The sequence below is a fragment of the Streptomyces sp. NPDC107528 genome (genome assembly GCF_055639295.1).
Genome location: NZ_JBVKAV010000013.1, coordinates 336,551 through 355,647, shown reverse-complemented (window position 1 = coordinate 355,647; position 19,097 = coordinate 336,551). Strand labels below are relative to the sequence as shown.

Annotated in this window: 18 protein-coding genes; 6 read left to right on the top strand and 12 right to left on the bottom strand. The window is 67.1% G+C overall.

Features of this window, described 5'->3' with window-relative positions; translation table 11 throughout:
* Positions 1-22 precede the first annotated feature (22 nt).
* Both ACZ7L5_RS36790 and ACZ7L5_RS36785 read right to left on the bottom strand, forming a co-directional pair.
* Positions 23-1,210 (bottom strand): S8 family peptidase, encoded by a 1,188-nt coding sequence (locus ACZ7L5_RS36790; RefSeq protein ID WP_471522518.1) that lies wholly within the window; start codon positions 1,208-1,210, stop codon positions 23-25.
* Complete coding sequence (locus ACZ7L5_RS36785; protein WP_471522516.1) at positions 1,207-1,932, bottom strand: hypothetical protein; 726 nt, start codon at positions 1,930-1,932, stop codon at positions 1,207-1,209. Before ACZ7L5_RS36785 ends, ACZ7L5_RS36790 begins: the two co-directional genes overlap by 4 nt.
* 676 nt (positions 1,933-2,608) lie before the next feature.
* Here ACZ7L5_RS36785 and ACZ7L5_RS36780 point away from each other — a divergent pair.
* From ACZ7L5_RS36780 to ACZ7L5_RS36765, 4 genes are all read left to right on the top strand, one after another.
* A complete protein-coding gene (locus ACZ7L5_RS36780; RefSeq protein ID WP_471522514.1) occupies positions 2,609-2,836 on the top strand; it encodes a hypothetical protein in 228 nt (75 codons plus the stop codon).
* Positions 2,833-4,242 (top strand): putative T7SS-secreted protein, encoded by a 1,410-nt coding sequence (locus ACZ7L5_RS36775; protein WP_471522512.1) that lies wholly within the window; start codon positions 2,833-2,835, stop codon positions 4,240-4,242. Before ACZ7L5_RS36780 ends, ACZ7L5_RS36775 begins: the two co-directional genes overlap by 4 nt.
* Before the next feature lie 83 nt (positions 4,243-4,325).
* On the top strand, positions 4,326-4,772 hold the full coding sequence (locus tag ACZ7L5_RS36770; protein ID WP_471522510.1) for a hypothetical protein: 447 nt from the start codon (positions 4,326-4,328) through the stop codon (positions 4,770-4,772).
* Positions 4,772-5,446 carry a hypothetical protein gene (locus tag ACZ7L5_RS36765; protein WP_471522508.1) on the top strand — a complete coding sequence of 225 codons (675 nt, stop codon included), beginning with the start codon at positions 4,772-4,774 and terminating at the stop codon, positions 5,444-5,446. Before ACZ7L5_RS36770 ends, ACZ7L5_RS36765 begins: the two co-directional genes overlap by 1 nt.
* Before the next feature lie 121 nt (positions 5,447-5,567).
* Here ACZ7L5_RS36765 and ACZ7L5_RS36760 read toward each other — a convergent pair whose 3' ends face one another.
* From ACZ7L5_RS36760 to eccB, 10 genes are all read right to left on the bottom strand, one after another.
* Complete coding sequence (locus ACZ7L5_RS36760) at positions 5,568-6,209, bottom strand: hypothetical protein (protein ID WP_471522506.1); 642 nt, start codon at positions 6,207-6,209, stop codon at positions 5,568-5,570.
* Positions 6,206-7,183 (bottom strand): WXG100 family type VII secretion target, encoded by a 978-nt coding sequence (locus ACZ7L5_RS36755; RefSeq protein WP_383607316.1) that lies wholly within the window; start codon positions 7,181-7,183, stop codon positions 6,206-6,208. The genes ACZ7L5_RS36760 and ACZ7L5_RS36755 overlap by 4 nt, the downstream gene beginning before the upstream one ends.
* Entirely contained in the window at positions 7,183-7,494 is a 312-nt protein-coding gene (locus tag ACZ7L5_RS36750) for a type VII secretion target (RefSeq protein WP_471522503.1), read from the bottom strand. The genes ACZ7L5_RS36755 and ACZ7L5_RS36750 overlap by 1 nt, the downstream gene beginning before the upstream one ends.
* 1,207 nt (positions 7,495-8,701) lie before the next feature.
* Positions 8,702-10,042 carry a type VII secretion-associated serine protease mycosin gene (gene mycP, locus ACZ7L5_RS36745; protein WP_471522501.1) on the bottom strand — a complete coding sequence of 447 codons (1,341 nt, stop codon included), beginning with the start codon at positions 10,040-10,042 and terminating at the stop codon, positions 8,702-8,704.
* Between the two features lie 85 nt (positions 10,043-10,127).
* Entirely contained in the window at positions 10,128-11,576 is a 1,449-nt protein-coding gene (locus tag ACZ7L5_RS36740) for a hypothetical protein (protein WP_471522499.1), read from the bottom strand.
* Between the two features lie 42 nt (positions 11,577-11,618).
* Positions 11,619-11,966 carry a hypothetical protein gene (locus ACZ7L5_RS36735; RefSeq protein WP_365064219.1) on the bottom strand — a complete coding sequence of 116 codons (348 nt, stop codon included), beginning with the start codon at positions 11,964-11,966 and terminating at the stop codon, positions 11,619-11,621.
* A gap of 55 nt (positions 11,967-12,021) precedes the next feature.
* Positions 12,022-13,386, bottom strand: a complete 1,365-nt coding sequence (mycP, locus tag ACZ7L5_RS36730; RefSeq protein ID WP_471522496.1) for a type VII secretion-associated serine protease mycosin — start codon at positions 13,384-13,386, stop codon at positions 12,022-12,024.
* Between the two features lie 231 nt (positions 13,387-13,617).
* Positions 13,618-13,908: a WXG100 family type VII secretion target gene (locus ACZ7L5_RS36725; RefSeq protein ID WP_328422751.1), complete on the bottom strand. Its 291-nt coding sequence runs from the start codon at positions 13,906-13,908 to the stop codon at positions 13,618-13,620.
* 73 nt (positions 13,909-13,981) lie between these two features.
* Positions 13,982-14,293, bottom strand: coding sequence for a WXG100 family type VII secretion target (locus ACZ7L5_RS36720; RefSeq protein WP_328422753.1), 312 nt, complete (start codon positions 14,291-14,293; stop codon positions 13,982-13,984).
* A gap of 346 nt (positions 14,294-14,639) precedes the next feature.
* Positions 14,640-16,220 carry a type VII secretion protein EccB gene (gene eccB / locus ACZ7L5_RS36715; RefSeq protein ID WP_471522493.1) on the bottom strand — a complete coding sequence of 527 codons (1,581 nt, stop codon included), beginning with the start codon at positions 16,218-16,220 and terminating at the stop codon, positions 14,640-14,642.
* A 496-nt stretch (positions 16,221-16,716) separates the two neighbouring features.
* Here eccB and eccE point away from each other — a divergent pair, with 496 nt between their 5' ends.
* Positions 16,717-18,039 (top strand): type VII secretion protein EccE, encoded by a 1,323-nt coding sequence (gene eccE, locus ACZ7L5_RS36710; RefSeq protein ID WP_471522491.1) that lies wholly within the window; start codon positions 16,717-16,719, stop codon positions 18,037-18,039.
* Positions 18,039-18,878: a hypothetical protein gene (locus tag ACZ7L5_RS36705; RefSeq protein ID WP_363032316.1), complete on the top strand. Its 840-nt coding sequence runs from the start codon at positions 18,039-18,041 to the stop codon at positions 18,876-18,878. The genes eccE and ACZ7L5_RS36705 overlap by 1 nt, the downstream gene beginning before the upstream one ends.
* Positions 18,879-19,097: the final 219 nt, after the last annotated feature.

The window sequence follows — 19,097 nt, the reverse complement described above, 5'->3', positions numbered from 1 at the left end:
GCCACTCGCCCCACCATGAGAGTCAGACCGGGAACGGCCCCGACGGAGGGACGGCGGCCGGTGCACCGCCGCCAGCCCTACGCCGCCCCAGCAGCACCAGTAGCAGCCCACCAATCAACATCAGGAGCCCCACACCGGCGGCGCCCAATCCGGTGAGCCACACTTCCTGCTCCATCGCCGGATGGGTCGTCCTGGGCGTACCCACAGGGGAGGCGAAGTGTTCCTTGCCCTCGTATTTCACCGGCACCGTCTTGTCGTCCGGCGGCGAGGCCGCAGCCTTCACGGCGGCGCCGGCGTCGATCTGCCCGTGCCCGAGGAACGCATTCCACCCGCCCTGCGGGTGACGGGCGGTGCTGGTGAGGATCGCACGCGTCTGGGCCGGCGTGAGCTTCGGGTTGTGGGAGAGCATCAGAGCCACGACACCCGAGGCAAGCGCAGTCGCCGGTGACGTGCCGTCAACGGCCTCGTAGCCACCTGTGTTCTTCGCACTGGTGATGCCCGTACCCGGCGCGGCCACTTCGTTGTACGTGTGCACGGTTGAGAACGTGGCGCGTGCCCCGCTCCGATTCGTCGCGGCTACTGCAATGGCCCCGGCGTAACCCGGCGGGAACGCGGTCTCATTGAGTTCGTCCCCGCTGTTGCCGGCCGCCGCGAGTACGGGCACCCCATGGCTCAGTGCATAGCCGATCGCCGCAACGTCGGCGTCATCCGCGTAGTTGCCGACCTCGCCGCTTCCAAGGGACATCGAGATCACATCGGCGCCGTGGTCGACCGCGTAGTAGATGCCTGCCACGATCGGACTTGGGCCGCGCTGCCGTTCGACTTTTCCGTCGTCTGCCTCGTCCTGGTCGGAAATCACCCTGACGGACAGCACCTTGGCCTTGGGCGCGACCTTGAGCACGTCCGACGCCATGGCGGTGCCGTGCCTCCCCCAGTCGGGGCTCTCCGGGTCCAGGCCGTCCTTGCGGTAGTCGGGGCCGGTGGTCACCCGCCCCTTGACCGCAGGGTGGTCAGCCACCACTCCGCTGTCCAGGACAGCCACGGTGACACCTTCGCCCTGACTGAGCTGTTGCGCTGCCGAAAGGCCCAGGGCGTCGCCTTCCCACCCCAAAGGCGTGGTGGCGGCATGCGCGGCGGCCATGGGCAATACACAGATGAGACCGGTCAGTGCAGCACCGACGACGGCCGTTCTCGTAGGTCGGTTGGTCACGACTCCGCACCTCCGAGCTGGAGATCATCCACGTGAAGTTGGAACATCCTGACCAGGATTTCCGCCTCGGCGTACCAGGACTCCCGGTCGGTCATCACTTCAGCTTCGTCTTCCGCCCAGTCGCCCGGCAGATTGCCGGCAAGCCGCCCGTTGACAGCACCCACGGTGGCAGCGACGGCGTAGGGCAGGTGTTCGCCGGCAGTTGCTTCCAACGCCGACCCGTTTCGCCCGATCTTCTTCCACTCGGCGGCCGGAGTGCCCGGCACCGCCAATGGTGCCACCGCCCCCTCGTTCTCCATGCCCTCGAAGGCCTGAGCGAGCTCCACCTTTTTCGAGATGTCTCCGGGCAACACCACGAGTGCGATCGTCGCCACCACGTCCCCGGTCGGGTCGACATACGTCGCGCGCAGCACGGCCTTGCATCCCACCCTCTCCGCGCTCGCAAGCGTCTTCGCCGTCAGTCCCTTGCCACAGGACGTTTCAGGGGAGATGCCGAGCCGACGCCAGTACGCGTACTTGGGATTGGTGAGATCCCCAAGTCGCCCGTCGCGGCCGCCAAGGGTGTCCGGAAAGATGCTGTCGGCGGGTTCGTCCGACCAGATCGCCTCTCCGTACTCGGGGTTGGCCAGCGTCTGCTGGCTGTTGCTGTAAGCATGCGCCGCGAGCGCCCCGCCTCCCACGAGTGCGAGGACACCGAACAGGCCGAGGAGCGAACCAAACACGATACGAACCGTGCGCCCACCCCCGCCGGGAGGAGCAGGGGCAACAGCCGGTGGCATTCCTGGAGAAGGGGGCGGCATGGGAACCTGCCCCTGCCACGGCTGTTGCTGTGGCTGTTGCTGCCAACCCGCTTGCTGGGGCGGCTGCCCATACGGGTTGGCGCTGCCCGGGTTTCCGGGCGGCGTCGGATAGGACATGGGCTTCCTCACACATCTGCCGGTGAGGGGCATGATGCGCAACTCGATCACGTGCGACAGAGGTCCGCTCCCTCGGCTGCCCTGCAACCGGGTTACGCCTCTGAGCTCAGCACAGGAGCAACTCCCGCCCCTCAAGCGCACCTTCCCCGTTCAATCACGAGACACCCTATGGCGTTCGCTAACGCAGAGGCGCACCGCCCTGCGGGTCCTGCGGCGACGTGGTACCACATTGCAGTGCTGCAAGGGTGGTTGTCCGCTTCGGCCGCGACTCCCGTACCCGTTCTCATGAGGTCGTGAAGGTTCTGCGAACGAGCAAACCCTCGACCGGGTCTCACAGACCCATTGGGTAGCGTGTGGCGACAGCAAGTTGACCTGCGCCTTTGCAAGACAGGGGGATGCCGGCGCCATGGGAGCGGGCTTCAAAGTAGACATATCAGAGCTGGACACGTTGGTCAGGGAACTCCACCGGAGTCAGGACGAGATGCGTTCCGCGCTCAACGCTCTGCGTGACACCGGTCCGAAGACCACGGGGAGCAAGGAACTCGACAACGCCTGCGACGAGTTCCACGACAGCTGGGACGACGCGATCACGAAGATCGCCGAGGGTACGCAGGCCATCGAGGATGGGCTGAGGAAGACCCGCGACACCTACCGGGACGTCGAGACGGCCCTGCGTGACGGCTTCGCCGGGAAGGGTGGCACGCAGTGAGCAGTGACTCGTACCCCGCCCTCGGCTTCGATCCGGCACCGGGCAACCCCGGCAACGTGGATTCGCTGGCCGCCCGCACCAAGAAGGCGGCAGCCGCACTCGACAACGCGCAGAACAGCATCAAGCGCCTGACGGGGAACGTCACTTGGGCGGGAGACGCCGCCTCCGCGTTCTCGACGAAGGTCGGGGAGCTCCCCCGCTATCTGAAGGACAGCCAAGAGGCGATGAGTACGGCGTCGTCGGAGCTGACGAAGTGGCGTGCGGCGCTGGCCGACTACCAGAACACAGCCCGGACATACGAGTCGCAGGCCAAGGAGGCCAAGGGGCAGGTCGGCTCCGCGGAAAAGGCCAAGGACACGGCGACGAGCCGCTACAACCAGGCAGCCTCCGACCCCGCGTTCCGCCTCAGTGGCCAGTACTTCACCGGCCCCGCTCTGCAGGACGCCCAAGCAAGGATCGACGCGGCGAGCGCCCGGCTGCAGCAGGCCGACGGCGACCTGTCGACAGCCTCCGTACGACTTGACCAGGCCGAGCGCGAGCTCGAGGAGATCGTCAAGAAGGCTGAGCGGCTGCTCGAGGAGCACCAGTCTCAGGCCCGGGGCGTCGCGGGTCAGCTACGCAAGGCGACCGAGAACGCCCCCGATCCGGGGTTCTGGGAGCGACTTGGCGACCAGTTCCAGAAGCTCGGGCACGCCATCCAGGAGTGGTGTGCCCGGCACAAGGACCTGCTGAAGAGCATCGGTGACTGGCTGAGCAACATCTCCGCCGTCCTCGGTGTCCTGGCACTGCTGACCCTGTGGTGTCCGCCGCTGTCCGGGGCTCTCGCGCTGGCGAGTGCGGGCTTTTCGGCGGGTGCGCTCCTGGCTCACGGTGCGGCCAAGATCGGTGGTGCGGATATCGGGCTGATGGACCTGGCGGGCGACGCCCTCGGCATCGTTCCGGGCGCGGGTTTCGCCAAGACAGCCATCACCGGCACGGCGAAGGTCGTGGTGCGCGCGGAGAAGGCGGGAGAGCTGGTGACCTCCGTCGACGGCGCGGCAAGGGCCGCTCGGCTGGGAAAGCTCGTGGATGACGGAGTCGCCACAGCGGAAGACTTCGGCCGGGCGGGGAACCGCGTCCTCCGCGGCGCCGATGGCCAGATCTTCGAGGCACAAGGCGCCGCGAACAAGGTGAAGCTGGCCTGGGAGAACTCGGTGGCCAAGAACATGGGTGCCTCGATGGGCGAGACCGGGCTGAACACCATTGTCGCCAACACTCCAGGGCTCAGGAACCTTGATTCCCTGCAAGCGGCGATTCGCGCCGACGGAACCGTGGACCCGACGTCGTGGTGGTCGAAGGGCCCCCAGCTTGCGATGCAGGTGCCGGGCACTGCCAGCGGCATTTACGACAGCGTGACGGGAGAATAGCCATGGCAGCCACGCCGCACTCCGAGTCGGTCGCGGACCCTGCCCTTCCGTTCCCTTCGAGACTGGGACTTCTGCTGTGGTTCGTGCTGCAGTGGGTGCTCATCCCGGTGGAGTTCGTTGCCAAACTCGTCTGGCTGCTCATGGTCATCTTCGGAGATGGCCATGAGGACGATCTGATGCGGCTCCTCAACGCTCCCGCCCGGTTCCTCTCGCCCGGCAGGCTGGCACTCCGCCTCTCTCGCAACCCGGCCAAGCACGAGGCACACCTGGACCGGGAGTTCGCCCGGCTCGCCGGGGAGATCGAACGACAGCAATTCGGCTGGCGCACGACGATCTACCACTTCGTCACACTGACGCCAATGCCTGACGGCGCACGCCTGAAGGGCGTCGCGCTGCATCCCCGTGAGTTCCGCGGGACCCCGGTCAGCGTGCTGACCCGCCTGGCACACCGGCACCACCTCGCCCTGGACGTGCCTGCAGATCTACGTCGCGGTGTGAGTCTGCGGCCAACCCACAGGAAGACGCTTTGATGTCCGCCCCGACTACCGAGCTGCACTTGGACGTTCCCGGTGGGTTTCACTCACTGGGACTCGACCTGGACGACGAGGAGCGCCAGGAGCAGCTCTGGTCCATCGCCGAGGAGGTCTGGCCGCACGGCACCGACTTTCAGCGCGAGGTCACCTTCCACTCCTACCGCGAGATGGCCGACCACGCGCTCGCCGAGAACTCCTTCTACGCCGGCTTCTGCCTGGACGAAGCCCCGGACGGCCGCCTCACCACCGCGTCGCTGCTGGCCCGCCTCGACCCGCTGGACGAACCTGACGCGGAAATGTCGGTGCGCGGCCTCTTCGAGGCGCTCTCCGCGAACGACAACAACACGGTCGAGGAGTTCCGGGTCCCGGCCGGGCCAGGTGTTCTCGTCCTGTGCGGCATCGAGTGGCAGTCTGACCCCTCCGACGCAACGGCTCCGTCCCTGCCGCTGGCCAGGGTGGACGTGTACCTCCCGCTGCCCCGGATGCAACGACTCCTCGTCCTGAGCCTCACCACACCCTCTCTGCCCGATCTCCCCTTCTACGTCTCGTTGTTGTCGAAGACCGCACATGATCTGACGGTGTCCAGCGGGGCCGGGGACGCCCCGTCCCCGGGCGACGGAGACGAGCGGGGACGTAGCGCTGCCGATCACGTGAGGGCGGACTTCGGATAGCGGTCCGGATCGCGGGGCGGCTTTCCTGACGCGCCCCCACCCATCGAAGGACAGCACGCCCGGGACCGATCGAGCCGGTCCCGGGCGGGTTCACTTCACGTCGCAGCTCACGACGGTCCGCTCATCTCTGATACGGAAGCGGGTCGAGGTGACTCAACCGGAGCGGGAACGCGTCCGACATCCCGCTCCAGCCCTTGCCGCCGAAGTGGATGGAGCACCACGAACCGTCGACAAAACCGATCTCGTGGTCGCCGCCCACCACATCGCTGCGGTCACGGATGCAGGTCACGTTGTGAAGATCCGTGGCCCATCCCACCTCGGCCGGACCGAGATTGCCAGTGATGGAACGGGCCTGTGACACGTAGACAATCTGCAGTCGGCGGTCGGTGACCTGCAGCATCACAGCCCTGTTGTTCTTGGTCCGAGGCAGCACGGCGCGGGCCAGATGACCGGCCATGCTGTTCCAGCCGCCGTGAAACGGTTTACCCGGCTTCTTCGGCTCACGCTCCGTGAACGCCTCGACGACCGCTTCGATCGGGTTCCAGGTGATCTCGTAGAGTCGTGCGAACCAGAACACGGGGAGCATGGCCCAGCTCCCGAGCGTGCGGCGCTCGGATCGCAGAGCGCGCGGGCGGCGGAAGTAGCCGGGCATCGGTGCCCTCTCGGCCAATGAGACCCCGTGATCGGCGCGTAGTACCTCACCCGCCGGCACCAGCGCTCTTGCCCGCTCAACCGTCTCCCGGCCGCGCTCGGTCCTGCTCACCCGAAATCGTCCCTCACTGTCCTTGTCGCACTCGAAGGAGTCACGTCCGTACGCTCACGGAGACTCTGCGGATCGGGGCGCTGATGGTACTCGTAGCGCTCCTCCGCCACCCCCGGCCCGTCCTCCAGAAGGCTCTCCTGGACCGCTCCGGCCGGGTCCGCGCCGATGACGTCCTTGACGACGCCCTTCACACCCTTCTTGACGACCTTGTAGCCCACATACATGGCAAGGTCGTTGGGGTTGCGCACGGTGACTTCGTTGCCCAACTCGTCACGCTTCTTCGTACCGCGAACGAAACGTCCGAGGCCGCCCTTGAAGTGCTTGGGGCCCTTACGCAGCGCATTCCGGAGCTTCATCATCTTACGCAGCAGTTGCATGCGCTTGGCGATGTCGGCCAAGGCGTCCGCCAGTTTGGCGGTGATCCTCACGGCCTTCGCGGCCCTGTGGGCGATGCCCGCAGCCGCGATGAGCGGACCGATGGCGGCCGCGGCGCCTGCCGTCAGGAGCGAGAGGATGGCCGTGGTCGCAGCGGCCGCGAGCGCGACCTCCACGATTTCCACGATGAGGTCGAGCATCAGCTGTTCGGCAGCCGCACACTCCTGAGCCGCCATCTCGAGGAGTTCGGCCATGGTGTCCATGTCCGAGGCCTCGCCCATGAGGGCTTCCTCGAACTCGGTCATCATGCCGTCGAACTTCCCGAACGCCTCGCCCTGCCACTGGGTGGCCAGCGTCCGGCGGTCGGCGACCAGGTCCTCGACCACACCTCGCAGGTCATTGGCGGACTTGCGCCACTGGATCGCGGTCTCGGCGAGCAGCTCGTTGTCTCCGCTGACCTGCTCGAGGAGTTCGTCCAGGTTGAACTGTTCGAGGATGCCCCGGATGATCTCGTCGAGGACACCGGCGAGCGGGTTGCTCCAGTCCAGGACGAAGTTGATCCGGCTCAGGGCATCACCGGCGACCTGTCCGGCGCCCATCAGTTGCCCCCGCCCATCATGCCCCGGTTATGCATCTCCGTTCCGTCGTAGGCCGCTGCGGAGTCTTTGAGCGCGTCGGCTATCGCGTACAGCGAGTCGACCGCGTCAGTGAGATCGTTGCCGGACTCCTTGCGCTGCGTGTCGTAGTCGGCCTTCAACTCGTCCGACTGGGGCAGCTTCCCGAAGGTCTCCTGGGTGAGCTCCAGTTGCTGTGTACGGCTCCGAATGCTGTCGACCCGACCTGCTGCCGCCTCGACAGCCTTCGCGTACTTACGCAAGGCGTCGCCCTCGACATCGAATCCCCCGCTCATAAGTCCCCTCGTTCGTCCCGTACTTGGATGGTGGTGGCGATTGCCGACCACGATTGGCTTTATTTGATCACGACACTGGGCCGTCGCTCCGGCCACTCGAACTCGGATGCCGCAGGCTGACTTACTGCCGTACGAAATCCGAACCTAACCCACCCCCCCCCAACACACACTGAGCCCATTGCCGCACTTGCTCCAACGGGAGGAACACCGGCTAGAAGCCCCGCTGGCGGCAAAAGCAACTGGGAGCAGAACGCTCGGGAGGGAGGTGGCGGCCTTGACGGCCGAATGCCCCATACCTCGACCGCCGCCGACGCTGGTGCAACTCGGGCGAATTCCGGCGCCGCGGCAGGCGTGGTTCAGCAGCGCCCCCGCGTTCGTCGGCGTCATGCTCACGGCGGGGAGAACGACGACCTCGTCGTGCACCCTGCGCAGTCAGAGAGAGCACCGGATACGAGCCCAGGCCTGCACCCAGCGCCCGGGTGCTGCCGAACAGGCGGGGATTGTTGGGCTCTTGGAGAACGACCCGAACCTCACGGTTGCTCGCGGTAAAAAGCTACTGGGCCGAGTGTCGCGGCGTCCTCGCGTCAGGGCCACGGCCTACTGCTGCGTCAGCTCGGCCGCAGCCCTACTCGAATGAGGCCGGACTCCGCTGTCTACTGCCCGTGATGCGGGGGCTGTTGCGTGTAGGGGTTGGGGTATTGAGGCGCCTGCCCAGGAGGAGTCGGCTGCCCCTGCTGGGGAGCCGAGGGGTAAGGCGGCTGAGCAGGCGGGTAGGCCGGCTGCTGGGGCGGGTATCCCATGTGCTGAGGTGGAGCTCCGGCGCCGTAATTCATCTGGCCTGGAGCCGAGTTGCGGCGACTTCGTAGCACTACGAAGACGACTACGGCGCCGACTACGGCTCCAAGGCCGAGAACGCCAACTACGACGACGATGGCACCCATCGATGGGAACCCCTTCTCCTTCTTGACTTCCAGGTCACTGCGGAATCGACATGCCGACGCGACATACAGCAGCAGAGTCCGGGCATACGTCACCGCGCCCCAACCATGTCAATTGCACGGCCGTCGTCACGGTATCCCAGCAGGTTGAACAGAATTCCCACGTGAGTGCCGAGGTTCCACCCCTGTGGTAGGCGCACCCTCTTGGGAGAACCGGATGCGCCTCTGACTGCCACAGACGAGGAAGGTTTGCCTCTTAATGCCCCTGCTTAATGCCCCTGCTGCGGGGGCTGCTGAGTGTAGGGGCCGGGTTGCTGCGGGGCCTGTCCCGGCGAGGCGGGGTATCCCTGGTTCGAAGCGGGACCCGGGTACGGCTGCTGGGCTGACGGGTAACCGGGGTACTGCGACCCTCCGCCGCCGGAACCGGGGCCTCCGTTGCCTCCGTTGCGACGGTTGCGGAGTACCACGAAGGCGATGGCGCCGATGACCACGACGACTGCGACGCCGCCGGCGACAAGGAGGAGGCTGCTGGAGGAGGACTTCTTCTTCTTTTTGGCCTGCGTCGACTTGTCGGTCCCGTTGGCCGCCTCGCTGGAGGTCGAGGTGGAGGACGTGAGTTGGCCGAGAGGGTTCTTCTTGGGGCCGGCGGGGATGTCCATCGTTACCGCCTGGCGGGGGCGGATAATCCCGTAGCCGTATTCCTCGTCGGGGGCCGTCAGGTCTTTGTGGCCGAGGAAGGAGGCCGACTTGATGAGGCGGTTGATAACTTGGCCCGCGGTCAGGTCAGGGTACTTTGCGCGGACCAAGGCGGCGGTGGCGGATACATAGGCCGTGGCATCCGATGTGCCGTTTGACAGGCTGTATTGCTGAGACCGCGTCTTGTCTGCCGCGAGGACCTCAACGCCGGGAGCCATGAGGGTTAGCCCCTTGCCAGTGTTGGAGTTCTCCCAACGATTTCCTTCTTTGTCTACGGCGCCGACAGACACAACGCCAGGCAGTGCCGCTGGCTCTTCGACAGCGACAGACCCTTCGTTGCCTGCCGATGCAACCACTACCACATCGTGAGCTTGCGCATACGAGATGGCTTCGCGACCGTCACTTAGAGTCTTGCCGCCATCATTGCCGAAGGAGAGATTGATGACCTTCGCGCCATGGTCCACCGCGTATCGGACCGCTGCGGCCCAGGTCTCATCGTGATTAGGGTCCTTCTGTGTCTGGATAACACGAAGGGGCATGATCTTCGCCTTTGGCGCGAGCCCCACCATGCCTGACGCATTCCCTGCGCCATGGCCACGCGCAGCGATGAGGCTCGCCATGCTCGTTCCGTGACCGTCCAAGTCCTCGCGCGCGTTGCCACCGCCGGTAAAGTCTTTACCTTCGAGGACCTGCCCAGCTAGATCCGCGTGGCTGCCGTCCACGCCGGAATCGACTACGGCGACAGTCACCCCTTCGCCTTGAGTCTCGGCCCAGGTGTCCTGCATCGCAAACACGTCCAAGACCCACTGTTGGTCCCTGACATAGTCTGCGGAGGCAGTTGAGGCCGAAGTGAGGAGCAAGGCTCCCGTCAACGCCACGACGCCTGTCGTGGACCAGACTCGCTTGAAATCCAACTCCCTGCTCCTCACTCAGCTTTGGCTGGATGCGCCAGCCCGCATAGGTGGGCGGACGACGACATGTCGTCGTCCGCCCCGCTACTTACTCGATGGTCCGCGGTACGTTGCGGTTTCGATCTTCTTCCGAGATCCAGGTTTCCTCGTCCTCGACCAGGTAGTCGGGACGGTCACCCCTGCTGTTCTCGTCCTCGGGCCGACGTCCGTTGCGACCGCCCATGCCACCCATACCGCCGGCCATGCCGCCACGCTGGGTTCCACCACGGCTGCCGTGCAGGCCCGCGCCGCCGCCAGCACCCTTGCCGGCAATTCCCTTGGCCGCGCCGACAACGCCGCCACGGGCCTTCGCCAGGGCACCACGACCGCCGGCGCCAGCGCCGCCCCGGCCCGCCGCACCGGCTCCACCGCCACCCATACCGCCCATACCTGCTCGACCACCGGCGCCACGACCTGCTGCCGCGCCGCCTCCAGTCATACCACCGCGACCGCCCATGGCTCCGATGCCCCCACGCCCGGCCGCGGCTCCACGGCCGAAGCCAGCGCCTCCGCCAGGTGCCATGATGCCCGGGCCCTGTGCGCCGCCGGTGCCAAGACCGCCACCGCCACCGCCTACGCCAGTGCTCGTGGAAGGACCAGGTCCTGTCAGGCCGGGAGTGATGCTGTCCACCTTGGTCTTAGCCGTGGGGAGCTGCGCACCGCCCGTGATGCCCTGGTCGCGGGGTACCGCGGGAGCAGGCTTCACATTAGTGGTCTGCCCTGCGCTCCATGGCTTAGGAGCCGAGCCGGACGCTCCTGGCCGCGATGCCCCTCCCGTAGGGGGCGTGACGGGTGGCGGGTACTCCACGTCACGGTTGGGTTCCTTGATGTTGCCCTTGTCATCGATAAGGACTCGATTTCTATCCAGGTTTCCCTTAACCCGGATGTACTGAGCCGCAAGGTTCTCCATGACAGCAACACCGTTGAGCTGCGCCTCCCGGCTCGCCCCGATCTTGCCCTCATTGATTTCCGCTACTTCCTTAGCGGTCAGCTTGCGGTCCTGGAGATCGCCGGCTACTGCCTCGCCGTTGTCCCATTGCCAGTCACTGAGGGCGTCGCCGACCTTGGCCCAACCACTGGGTTCTTCAATCTGGTCCAGCTGCGACTTGAACCTACGCAGCTGTGAACCGGCGTCAGCCATCTGAGAGCTGTTGAGATCGGCATGCCACGCGGCATTCCTGATGCTCTGAGAAATTTCTCGAGCCTTCTTCGCAAAGCTCTGGGCTGCTTCCCCCTCCCAGTGCTCCAGGACATTGTCGACCGCCTTGTCAAGCAGGCCGGCGATGCCCCCTCCCTCGCCACCGGAAAGGATCTCGTCTACCTTGCCCCAGTGACGGCCAACCTCCTCGATCGCGCCAGGATTTGTGCCGTCAAGCATCTGCTTGAGTTCTTTCAGCGAAAACTCGATGAACTGAGTCTTTGTCTGAGGCCGCCCAGGGTCCGCGACGCAGGTGTCATTGACGATCTCGGGCTTGGGCAGGTCCTTGTCACCAGCCATTTGGAACTCCTCCCCTATCAGGTGCTACTCGATCCGGAACTGCTAGTCCCACTTGCCCTTCGGGGCATCGGAGCCCCCACCCATTTGCTGCTTGTTCGCGTACTCCTGCTCGGTGTACTTGTCCTTGACCTTTGAGGTGCTCGTGCCGAACTTGTCGATCAGCCCGTGCAGGCTCTTAATCGCAGTTTCAAGGTCGGTCTTCATGTTCTTGTGGGCCGCTTGCAGATCACCGGCCTCCTGGAACAGGCACGTGTTCCCGAAAGCATCCATCGGGATCTCCGTGTTATACCGAGACGTCTGCCCGGCCTTATCCATATCGTCCAGCAACGTCCAGAGCTTCCGGATGACCTCATCCATCGCGCTCAGGTCAACCCGCATCCCGTTACTCATACCCCGTTGTCCTCTCCCCTGTTCCTCAAGTTGTCAGCACCCACTCGGTGCCCAGTCATCGCCCAAGTCGGCCAAGTCGGCCCGCCGACGCACCGGCCCGCCCGACCCTCCGACTACGCCAGTCCCGCACAGCAACCCCGCTCCCCGCAACCACAAGCGCAAGAGCCAGCCCTGTGCCCAACACATAGATGGCCACCCGGCGTTCCCGCTCCGCCTCGCTCTCCCCCATGGTCACTGCCATCGGGATGACGCCGCCCGACCCGGCCGTCACCGGCGGATCCGGCGTCGGAGACGTGCCTGGTGTCGAAGCGTCCGACAACGCGGCTACCGGGTCGACCACGCCCCAGCCGATGTACTGGTTGGGACCACGTCCCGGACGCTGGGCCGTTTCCTCAATCCGGGTAGCGATCTGGGCCGCGTTCCAGCCCGGGTTCTTCTGCTTCAGGAGGGCTGCGACACCCGCGACATACGGGGCCGCGAAGCTCGTGCCGTCGGCGGTGCACTGGCCGCCCAGCGGGACCGTGGAGACCATGCCGACGCCAGGTGCCGCGACGTCAACCATGTCGCCCGCCTGCGAGAAGAAGGCGCGTTCGTCGTTGCGGTCGGAGGCGGCCACCGCCAGGACGCCCGGGTACGCGGCGGGGTACGTGTTCGCCGGCTTGCCGTCCGCTCCGTCGTTGCCGGCGGCCGCCACGATCAGGGCTCCGGCCTTCACCGCGTTTGCCACGGCTCGCCGCAGACCCTCGTTGTCTTCCTTGTTCGCGGTGTCCGACGAGATGTTGATGATCTTCGCGCCCGCGGCCACCGCGGCGGCGATCGCCTGGGACATCGTCCCCGAGTTGCCCTGCTTCTCCCCCTCTCCCCCCGTGTAGCGGTAGGAGAGGATTTCGGCGTCCGGCGCGATACCCACGAAGCCGGTGCCCTTGAGCGGGCGGGCGCCGATGATGCCGGCGACCCGGGTGCCGTGGCCCTCGATGTCCTTGGTGGCGGAACCGCCGACGTAGGACTTGCCGCCTGATACGGCACTGCTCAGCTGCTTGTTCGAGCTGTCGACGCCCGTGTCGATCACCGCGACCTTGACGTCCTTGCCCGTCGCCTGTTCCCACAGCTGGTCCAGGAGGATCCGCTGGAGTGACCAGGGCGTGGACTTGATGACGTCGCCGCCGAAGTCGCACTCCGTGCTGGCCGACAGGCCGAACTCGGGCGCGTCGGAGGAGCCGGAGCCGCCCGAGGCGGAGTCACGCGAGTCCGCGAGGCGCGTCGGCGTCGTCGTGTCCGTCGGTGCCGACAGCGCGGGCGGCGCCGACGCCACGCACACCCCCGTCACCGCGAGCACGCCGAAAACCCGCTGCAGTGCGCGGGTTCCACTGGTGCGGCTACGCGTGCGGGCTGTACGGCCCGCCACGTTCAGGCCCTTCATGTTCAGGCCCCCAGGGCTTCCTTGCTTCCTTCGAAGCTGGGTCATGTGTGTGTCACGGGTGTTGCAGTGAATGTGAATGTTCGCGGGATTTGCTGTGTGCTTTCCGGCAGCCGGCCCTTCCGGTTCCGGAGAAGCTGTGTACGACCCCGAAGCAGAGGTCGGCCCAGCGAACGCCGTGGCGTCGGCTGGGCCGATTCTCTTCATCTCATGCCCCTTGGGCCGCCGCCGGGCTCAGCCCCACGTGTTGGCGTTGCTCTTCTCAGTGGCCTGGTAGCTCTCGGCGGCGCTCTGCAGGGCCGTCGAGATCTTCAGCAGGGTCGCGTGCAGGTCCTGGGCGGTCTTGTCCCACTCGCGCTGCTTGCGCTGGTAGCCCTCCTGCGCCTCACCTTCCCAGGTGCTGGCGACACGCTTGACCGCGGCCTCGAGGTCGTCGAGCTGCTGCTTGATGCGACCGGCGGTGGACTTCACGTCGGTGGACGCATTGGTGATGGTTGCGTAATTGACGAGGATCGACATCGTCATTCCCTTTCAGGAAGAATCGGAGGAAGTCTGTGGAATCTTGAACAGCGGAGATGTACCGACTGAAACGGCTCTATCAGCCGAAGTCGGACATGATCTTGCTGATCTCAGCGTTCTGCTGCTCTTCCGAAGCGGAGTAGTTGCTCCGCGTGGAGTCCACGGCTTCCTTGATGTCGTTGAGGATGTCGCTCATCCTCTTCGCGTCCGCGTTCCAACGATCCTGCAGCTGGCGGTAGGACTGGGCCGCCTGGCCCTTCCAGCCGCCGGCGATCTGGTCGATCACTCCGTTGAGGCGGCGGATCTCGCCCTGCAGCTGACCGTTCGCGGTGCTGATGTCGCCGGAGAGCTTGGTGAGTTCGTCCTCTGTTACCCGGAACTGGCCGGCCATGATGAACCTTCCCCCATGTCGTCGTTTATCCGGGAAACCAGCACGGGTACCCGGAGGAGCTTCGCACGCTTGAGCGCTGCAAACACTCTATCGTCAGCCTGTCACTCAACCACAGGCAAGACCAATCAGTTACACGGCTCACACACTTGGGCGATCATCTCGTGACCGTCACACCGTCTTACTCTCAAGTGCGTTTGCCCGCTTGCCCGTTGGCCGACCGTCCGCCTGAGGGCCGTCGGCAGACGGACCTCAGGCACCACCCAAGCCTCGGGATTCAAGCCCTCGGGATCTCAAGCCCCTAGGCCCGAGCACCGGGGACCTCAAGCATCGGGACCCCACGGCCCCGTCACTGACTCTGCGGCTGCGCCGCACTCCCCGTGTCCAGCATCGGCCCCTTCGGGATGAACGTCGCCCACGTCTGCGGCACGATCGCCACGTTGGACACGTCCTCGTAGCCCAGCCGCGTGCGCGCCTTGTCCGTCTCGCTCGCATCGCCCTGCGACGCACCGCTGGCGGCCGACTCGGCGGAACCGCTGCCGCTCTCCTTTGCACCGCTGTCGTTGTTCGACGGCAGCGAGTACCGAAGGCCCGTGTCCGTCAGCAGGTAGACCCTGCCGCCACCGTCGGCCGTACCGGTGACCTCCTGGAAGAGGAGGCCCGAGCCGGACGAGACGTAGGCGCCCAGCGAGTCGGCGACGACCTTCTTCGGGTACGCCGTTCCGGCCCAGGCCGCGAGTTCCGGCTTCTTGTCCGCGCCGATGCCGCCCTTGTAGACGCTGCACGAGGTGGTGCGGGCCTCGCCGCTCGCCGCGTCGGTGGCGTTGGCCTGCCGCAGAACGGTCTGGGGCCAGCCCTTGTCCTGGTAGAAGGTGTCCGCCCGGCCGCCGTTGGCATCGATGATGTCCGAGGTGCTGACCACGATGTCCTCGCGGGCATCCGCCCCGGTCGCCAGCTTGAGCAGGTCGGCCACGAGCGGCGTGATGGCCGCGATCTCGTCCTTGAGGACGATGTAGTACCGCTCGCCTCCCGCGTCGTTCGCCTTGAGCACGCTGCCCACCCTGCTCGCCTCCGCGGGGAGCCCTTCGACCGAGGTGGGGTTCCCGGCGCCGAGGACCGTCGGGAAGGTCAGGACGCCGCCGTCGTTGAAGGTGCTCAGCCACTCCTGGCTCACCGACTGCGGCTCTGCCTCACCACCGATGACCGCGGCGCGCAGCTTCTCCATGGTGGGTTGGTCGAGGCCCGGGCGCCCCAGCAGGAAGCGGGTCCCCTTGCCGTCGATCAGGTACTCCTGCTCGGTCTTGGAGTCGACGACGTACAGGGCCTTGCCGGTGCCGACCTTCCCCGCGCCGTTGACCGACTTGGCGTCGTCGGCGTCGAGGACGAAGACCGCGCGGTCGATGGCATCGGCCGACCCGGGGGCCGGCCGCTCGCACACCGCCCAGGTCTTCTCCTGCTCCGCGTCGTCCTTGGCGGGCAGCCGGTCGGGGGCGTACGGGATGCCGAGGGTCGCGCCGTGCGGGATGCCGCTCTTGTCGATCTCCTTGCCGGGGACCTCGATGACGCTGCCCTTGCCCTTGTCGAGAAGGAGCTTGGCGGAGGCGTAGTTGAGGACCGGGTGCAGCGTCTTTGTCTTGTCGCCGTTCGACGCCTCGTCGTTCAGGACGACGTAGCGCGTCGTGGAGTCGCTGTCCACGATGATGTACTCGCCCGGCGTGTCCCAGCCCTTGGGTGCCGCGGGCTTGATCACGCCCCACGCGATGAAGCCGATCACCAGCACCACGCCCACCGCGAGAGAGGGCATCACGGTACGAACGGGACGCGGTGCGCCCTCTTCGGATCCGCCCGGCGACGGTGCCAGGAACGCTGCGACGGTGCGCTTGCGAGCGAACGTGTAGGCGGCGAGCTCATCCCGACGCTGCTTTGCCATGGTCCCCGTTTCTCCCGTTTGTGATGCTCGATCGTGATGTGAGACTCGATCGCGGTTGTGTGCTCAAGCGCGTTGGTGATGCTCGATCGCGCTCGAAAGGCCGGTCCCACAAGGCCGGTTCGGCTGTCCTGCAAGGCCGATTCGGCCGCCTCATACGGCCCGTTCAGCCACGCAGGCACCCGCGCAGGCACCTACTATGCCTTGCGCCACGCGGCCCTGATCCATCAGGTGTACGGCCGCCCCCGCATCTTCACAGAGCTTCACCACAGCGCTCCACCATGCGGGGCCGGTCCATGACAGGCTGACCACCTGGGGTTTGGGTGTCCCCTGTGTCGCCTGGTGTTGTGCAGCGGGTACCGTGAGCCACCCGCATGGATGTTGTGGGCCATCGGTGCCCCTGGCCCGTCGCCGGGATCGCGGACCTCTCGGATGCAACGGAACAGAGGATCCCGCCCGGCCAACGGCCACTTACTTCGCGAAAGGGATGTCCCGGGGGATGACCAGCGCTACGAGCACTCGGCGCGGACGCCGCGCACCGCAGCAACAGGGAGGTCCGGGCGGCAGACGTACGTCCGCTGCTCCGGCCGCACCCGCCGCCGCGTCGCCGCGCACGCTGCCCCGCCCCGGCGGCCTCGGTCCGGTACGGCTGCAGCAGCTCATCCTGGTGGAGCTCGCGGCGGCGGTCATGCTGGCCGCCTGGGCCGCCGACGCGTCCTGGCTGCTGGCCCCGGCCGGTGCCGTGGCCGCGCTGTTGCTGCTCCTGGCCGTGCTGCGCAGGGGCCGCCGTCCGCTGCCCGAGTGGTACGAGACGACCCGCGCGCTCAGGCAGCGTCGACGCGACGCCAAGCAGCCCGTGCCGCCCGGGACGGACGCCATGCTGGCGCCGGTCGTGGAGTGCGACCCCGCCCTGCGGACGTACTCGTTCGTGTCCCGTGACGACCGTTCCATCGGCATGATCGGCGACGGGACCTTCCTCACCGCCGTCCTCTTCGTGCAGCCCGCCGACGAACCGCTGCGCCCCGCAGCCGCCGGACGGCAGCTGCCCCTGCGGCTGATCCAGGACGCCCTGGAGGTCGACGGGATCCGGCTCGCCTCCGTGCAGGTCGTGCAGCACACCCAGCCGGCGCCCGCGCCGCACCTGCCGCAGCAGTCGCTGGCCGCACGCTCCTACGGCCCCCTCCAGGCACAGGCCGGTTCCCCCGCGCTCCGGCTCACCTGGGTCGCCCTCAAGCTCGACCCGGAGCTGTGCCCAGAGGCCGTTCAGGCCCGCGGCGACGGCGTTCCCGGTGCCCAGCGCGCGCTGCTGCGTGTGGCTGACCAGCTGGCGAGCCGGCTGGCCGGGGCCGGCTTCAAGGCGACGATCCTGGACGAGACCGAGCTGGTGCAGGCGCTCGCGACGTCCAGTTGCCTGAACCCGCGCGCCAACGCGCAGCACGGGCAGGACGGGCGGGCCCCCCAGCGCCGTACGGTCGAGGCGGTCCGTACCTGGCGGGTCGACGACCGGTGGCACACCACGTACTGGGTGTCCCGCTGGCCGCAGTTGGGGAGTGGCGGTGTGGCGCTGCCCGAGCTGGTCACGCGGCTCACCTCGCTGCCCCTGCTCGCCACGACGTTCAGCATGACCCTCAGCAAGGCAGGCAACCGGGGCGTCTCCCTCACCGGGCACGTCCGTGTCACCGCCCGCGGTGACAGTGAACTCGGCCAGGTGGGGCGCGAGTTGGAGCGGGCCGCCAGTACCGCGAAGGTCGGTCTGGTCCGCCTCGACCGGGAGCAGGTTCCCGGAGCCCTCGCCACTCTGCCGCTCGGAGGTACGTACTGATGTCCCACCCCGCGACCATGCCCCCGGGGCAGCAGGGCCGGGCCCCCGCACGCACTCCGGCCCACGTGGCCTCCCCCACCGACACCGGCATGATCCCGATCATCCGGCAGCCGGAGACACAGCAGCAGCAGCGGCGCATCGGCAGCCCCGGCTTCGGGCTGCGCGGGCCGCGCCGCAACCGCCATGTCGTCAGCGCCGACGAACTCGCGGCGATCAGCATGCCGCTCGGTGACGACGGCGTGATCATCGGCACCGACCCGGAGTCGCAGCCGGCCGTGCTCGGGCTGTCCCGTCCGACCCCCTTCGACGTCGTGCTCGTGGGTGGCTTGTGGCTCGCCCAGGTGCTGGCGCTGCGCGCCGCCGCGACGGGTGCGCGGGTGGGCGTGGAGACCGGACGTCCGCAGGCGTGGCAGCAGTTGGCCCAGGCGGCGGGCGGCGGCCAGCAGTGCGTGACGGTGTACCCGGTGGGCCGGGTGCCCGCGCAGGGTCCGTCCGTGTCCAGTCCGGTCGTGCTGTTCCGGGACTGCGGTATCCGCCCGCCCCGCGGTCGGGTGACGTCCGTGCCGTGGCAGGCCGTGGTGACGGTGCTGCCCTTCGTCAGTGAGCACGCGCCGCGCTGGCTGTCCCAGGCCCATCTGGTCGGAATCCAGCGCATTTCGCCGTACGAGACCGAGGCCGTGCGGGACACGCTGGGGATCCCGGAGGACCAGCTCCAGCACCTGCCGACCCTGCACGACGGCGTCGCTCTGTGGTGCACTCGTAAGCATCAGAAGTTCGTCATGACCGACCCCACCGACGCGGAGACGGGCCTGCTCGGCGTGGCCCGCCGTATGGACTGACAGGTCGTCGTCCCCTGGGTGGGGCCCAACAGGGCCATGCCCAGGGGGGTTTCCGTCCGCACCCATGAGGCTCTTCCGCCCACGCACCCGGAGCTATAGCGTCCGCGCCCATGGGGGCTTTTCCGTCCCGCCATGCGAGTGATTAGGCTTCTGGTGGTGCGGTGACGATCGCAGTCGAGTGGGACTCGCCACTCGGTCCGCCCGGCCGCGACGACGACC

Excerpts from the sequence above, each read along its gene's own strand:
- ACZ7L5_RS36780 (WP_471522514.1), top strand. The coding sequence starts at position 2,609 with ATGCGTTCCGCGCTCAACGCTCTGCGTGACACCGGTCCGAAGACCACG.
- ACZ7L5_RS36765 (WP_471522508.1), top strand. The coding sequence starts at position 4,772 with ATGTCCGCCCCGACTACCGAGCTGCACTTGGACGTTCCCGGTGGGTTT.
- ACZ7L5_RS36755 (WP_383607316.1), bottom strand. The coding sequence starts at position 7,183 with ATGGGCGCCGGACAGGTCGCCGGTGATGCCCTGAGCCGGATCAACTTC.
- ACZ7L5_RS36750 (WP_471522503.1), bottom strand. The coding sequence starts at position 7,494 with ATGAGCGGGGGATTCGATGTCGAGGGCGACGCCTTGCGTAAGTACGCG.
- ACZ7L5_RS36740 (WP_471522499.1), bottom strand. The coding sequence starts at position 11,576 with ATGGCTGGTGACAAGGACCTGCCCAAGCCCGAGATCGTCAATGACACC.
- ACZ7L5_RS36735 (WP_365064219.1), bottom strand. The coding sequence starts at position 11,966 with ATGAGTAACGGGATGCGGGTTGACCTGAGCGCGATGGATGAGGTCATC.
- mycP (WP_471522496.1), bottom strand. The coding sequence starts at position 13,386 with ATGAAGGGCCTGAACGTGGCGGGCCGTACAGCCCGCACGCGTAGCCGC.
- ACZ7L5_RS36725 (WP_328422751.1), bottom strand. The coding sequence starts at position 13,908 with ATGACGATGTCGATCCTCGTCAATTACGCAACCATCACCAATGCGTCC.
- ACZ7L5_RS36720 (WP_328422753.1), bottom strand. The coding sequence starts at position 14,293 with ATGGCCGGCCAGTTCCGGGTAACAGAGGACGAACTCACCAAGCTCTCC.
- eccB (WP_471522493.1), bottom strand. The coding sequence starts at position 16,220 with ATGGCAAAGCAGCGTCGGGATGAGCTCGCCGCCTACACGTTCGCTCGC.
- eccE (WP_471522491.1), top strand. The coding sequence starts at position 16,717 with ATGACCAGCGCTACGAGCACTCGGCGCGGACGCCGCGCACCGCAGCAA.
- ACZ7L5_RS36705 (WP_363032316.1), top strand. The coding sequence starts at position 18,039 with ATGTCCCACCCCGCGACCATGCCCCCGGGGCAGCAGGGCCGGGCCCCC.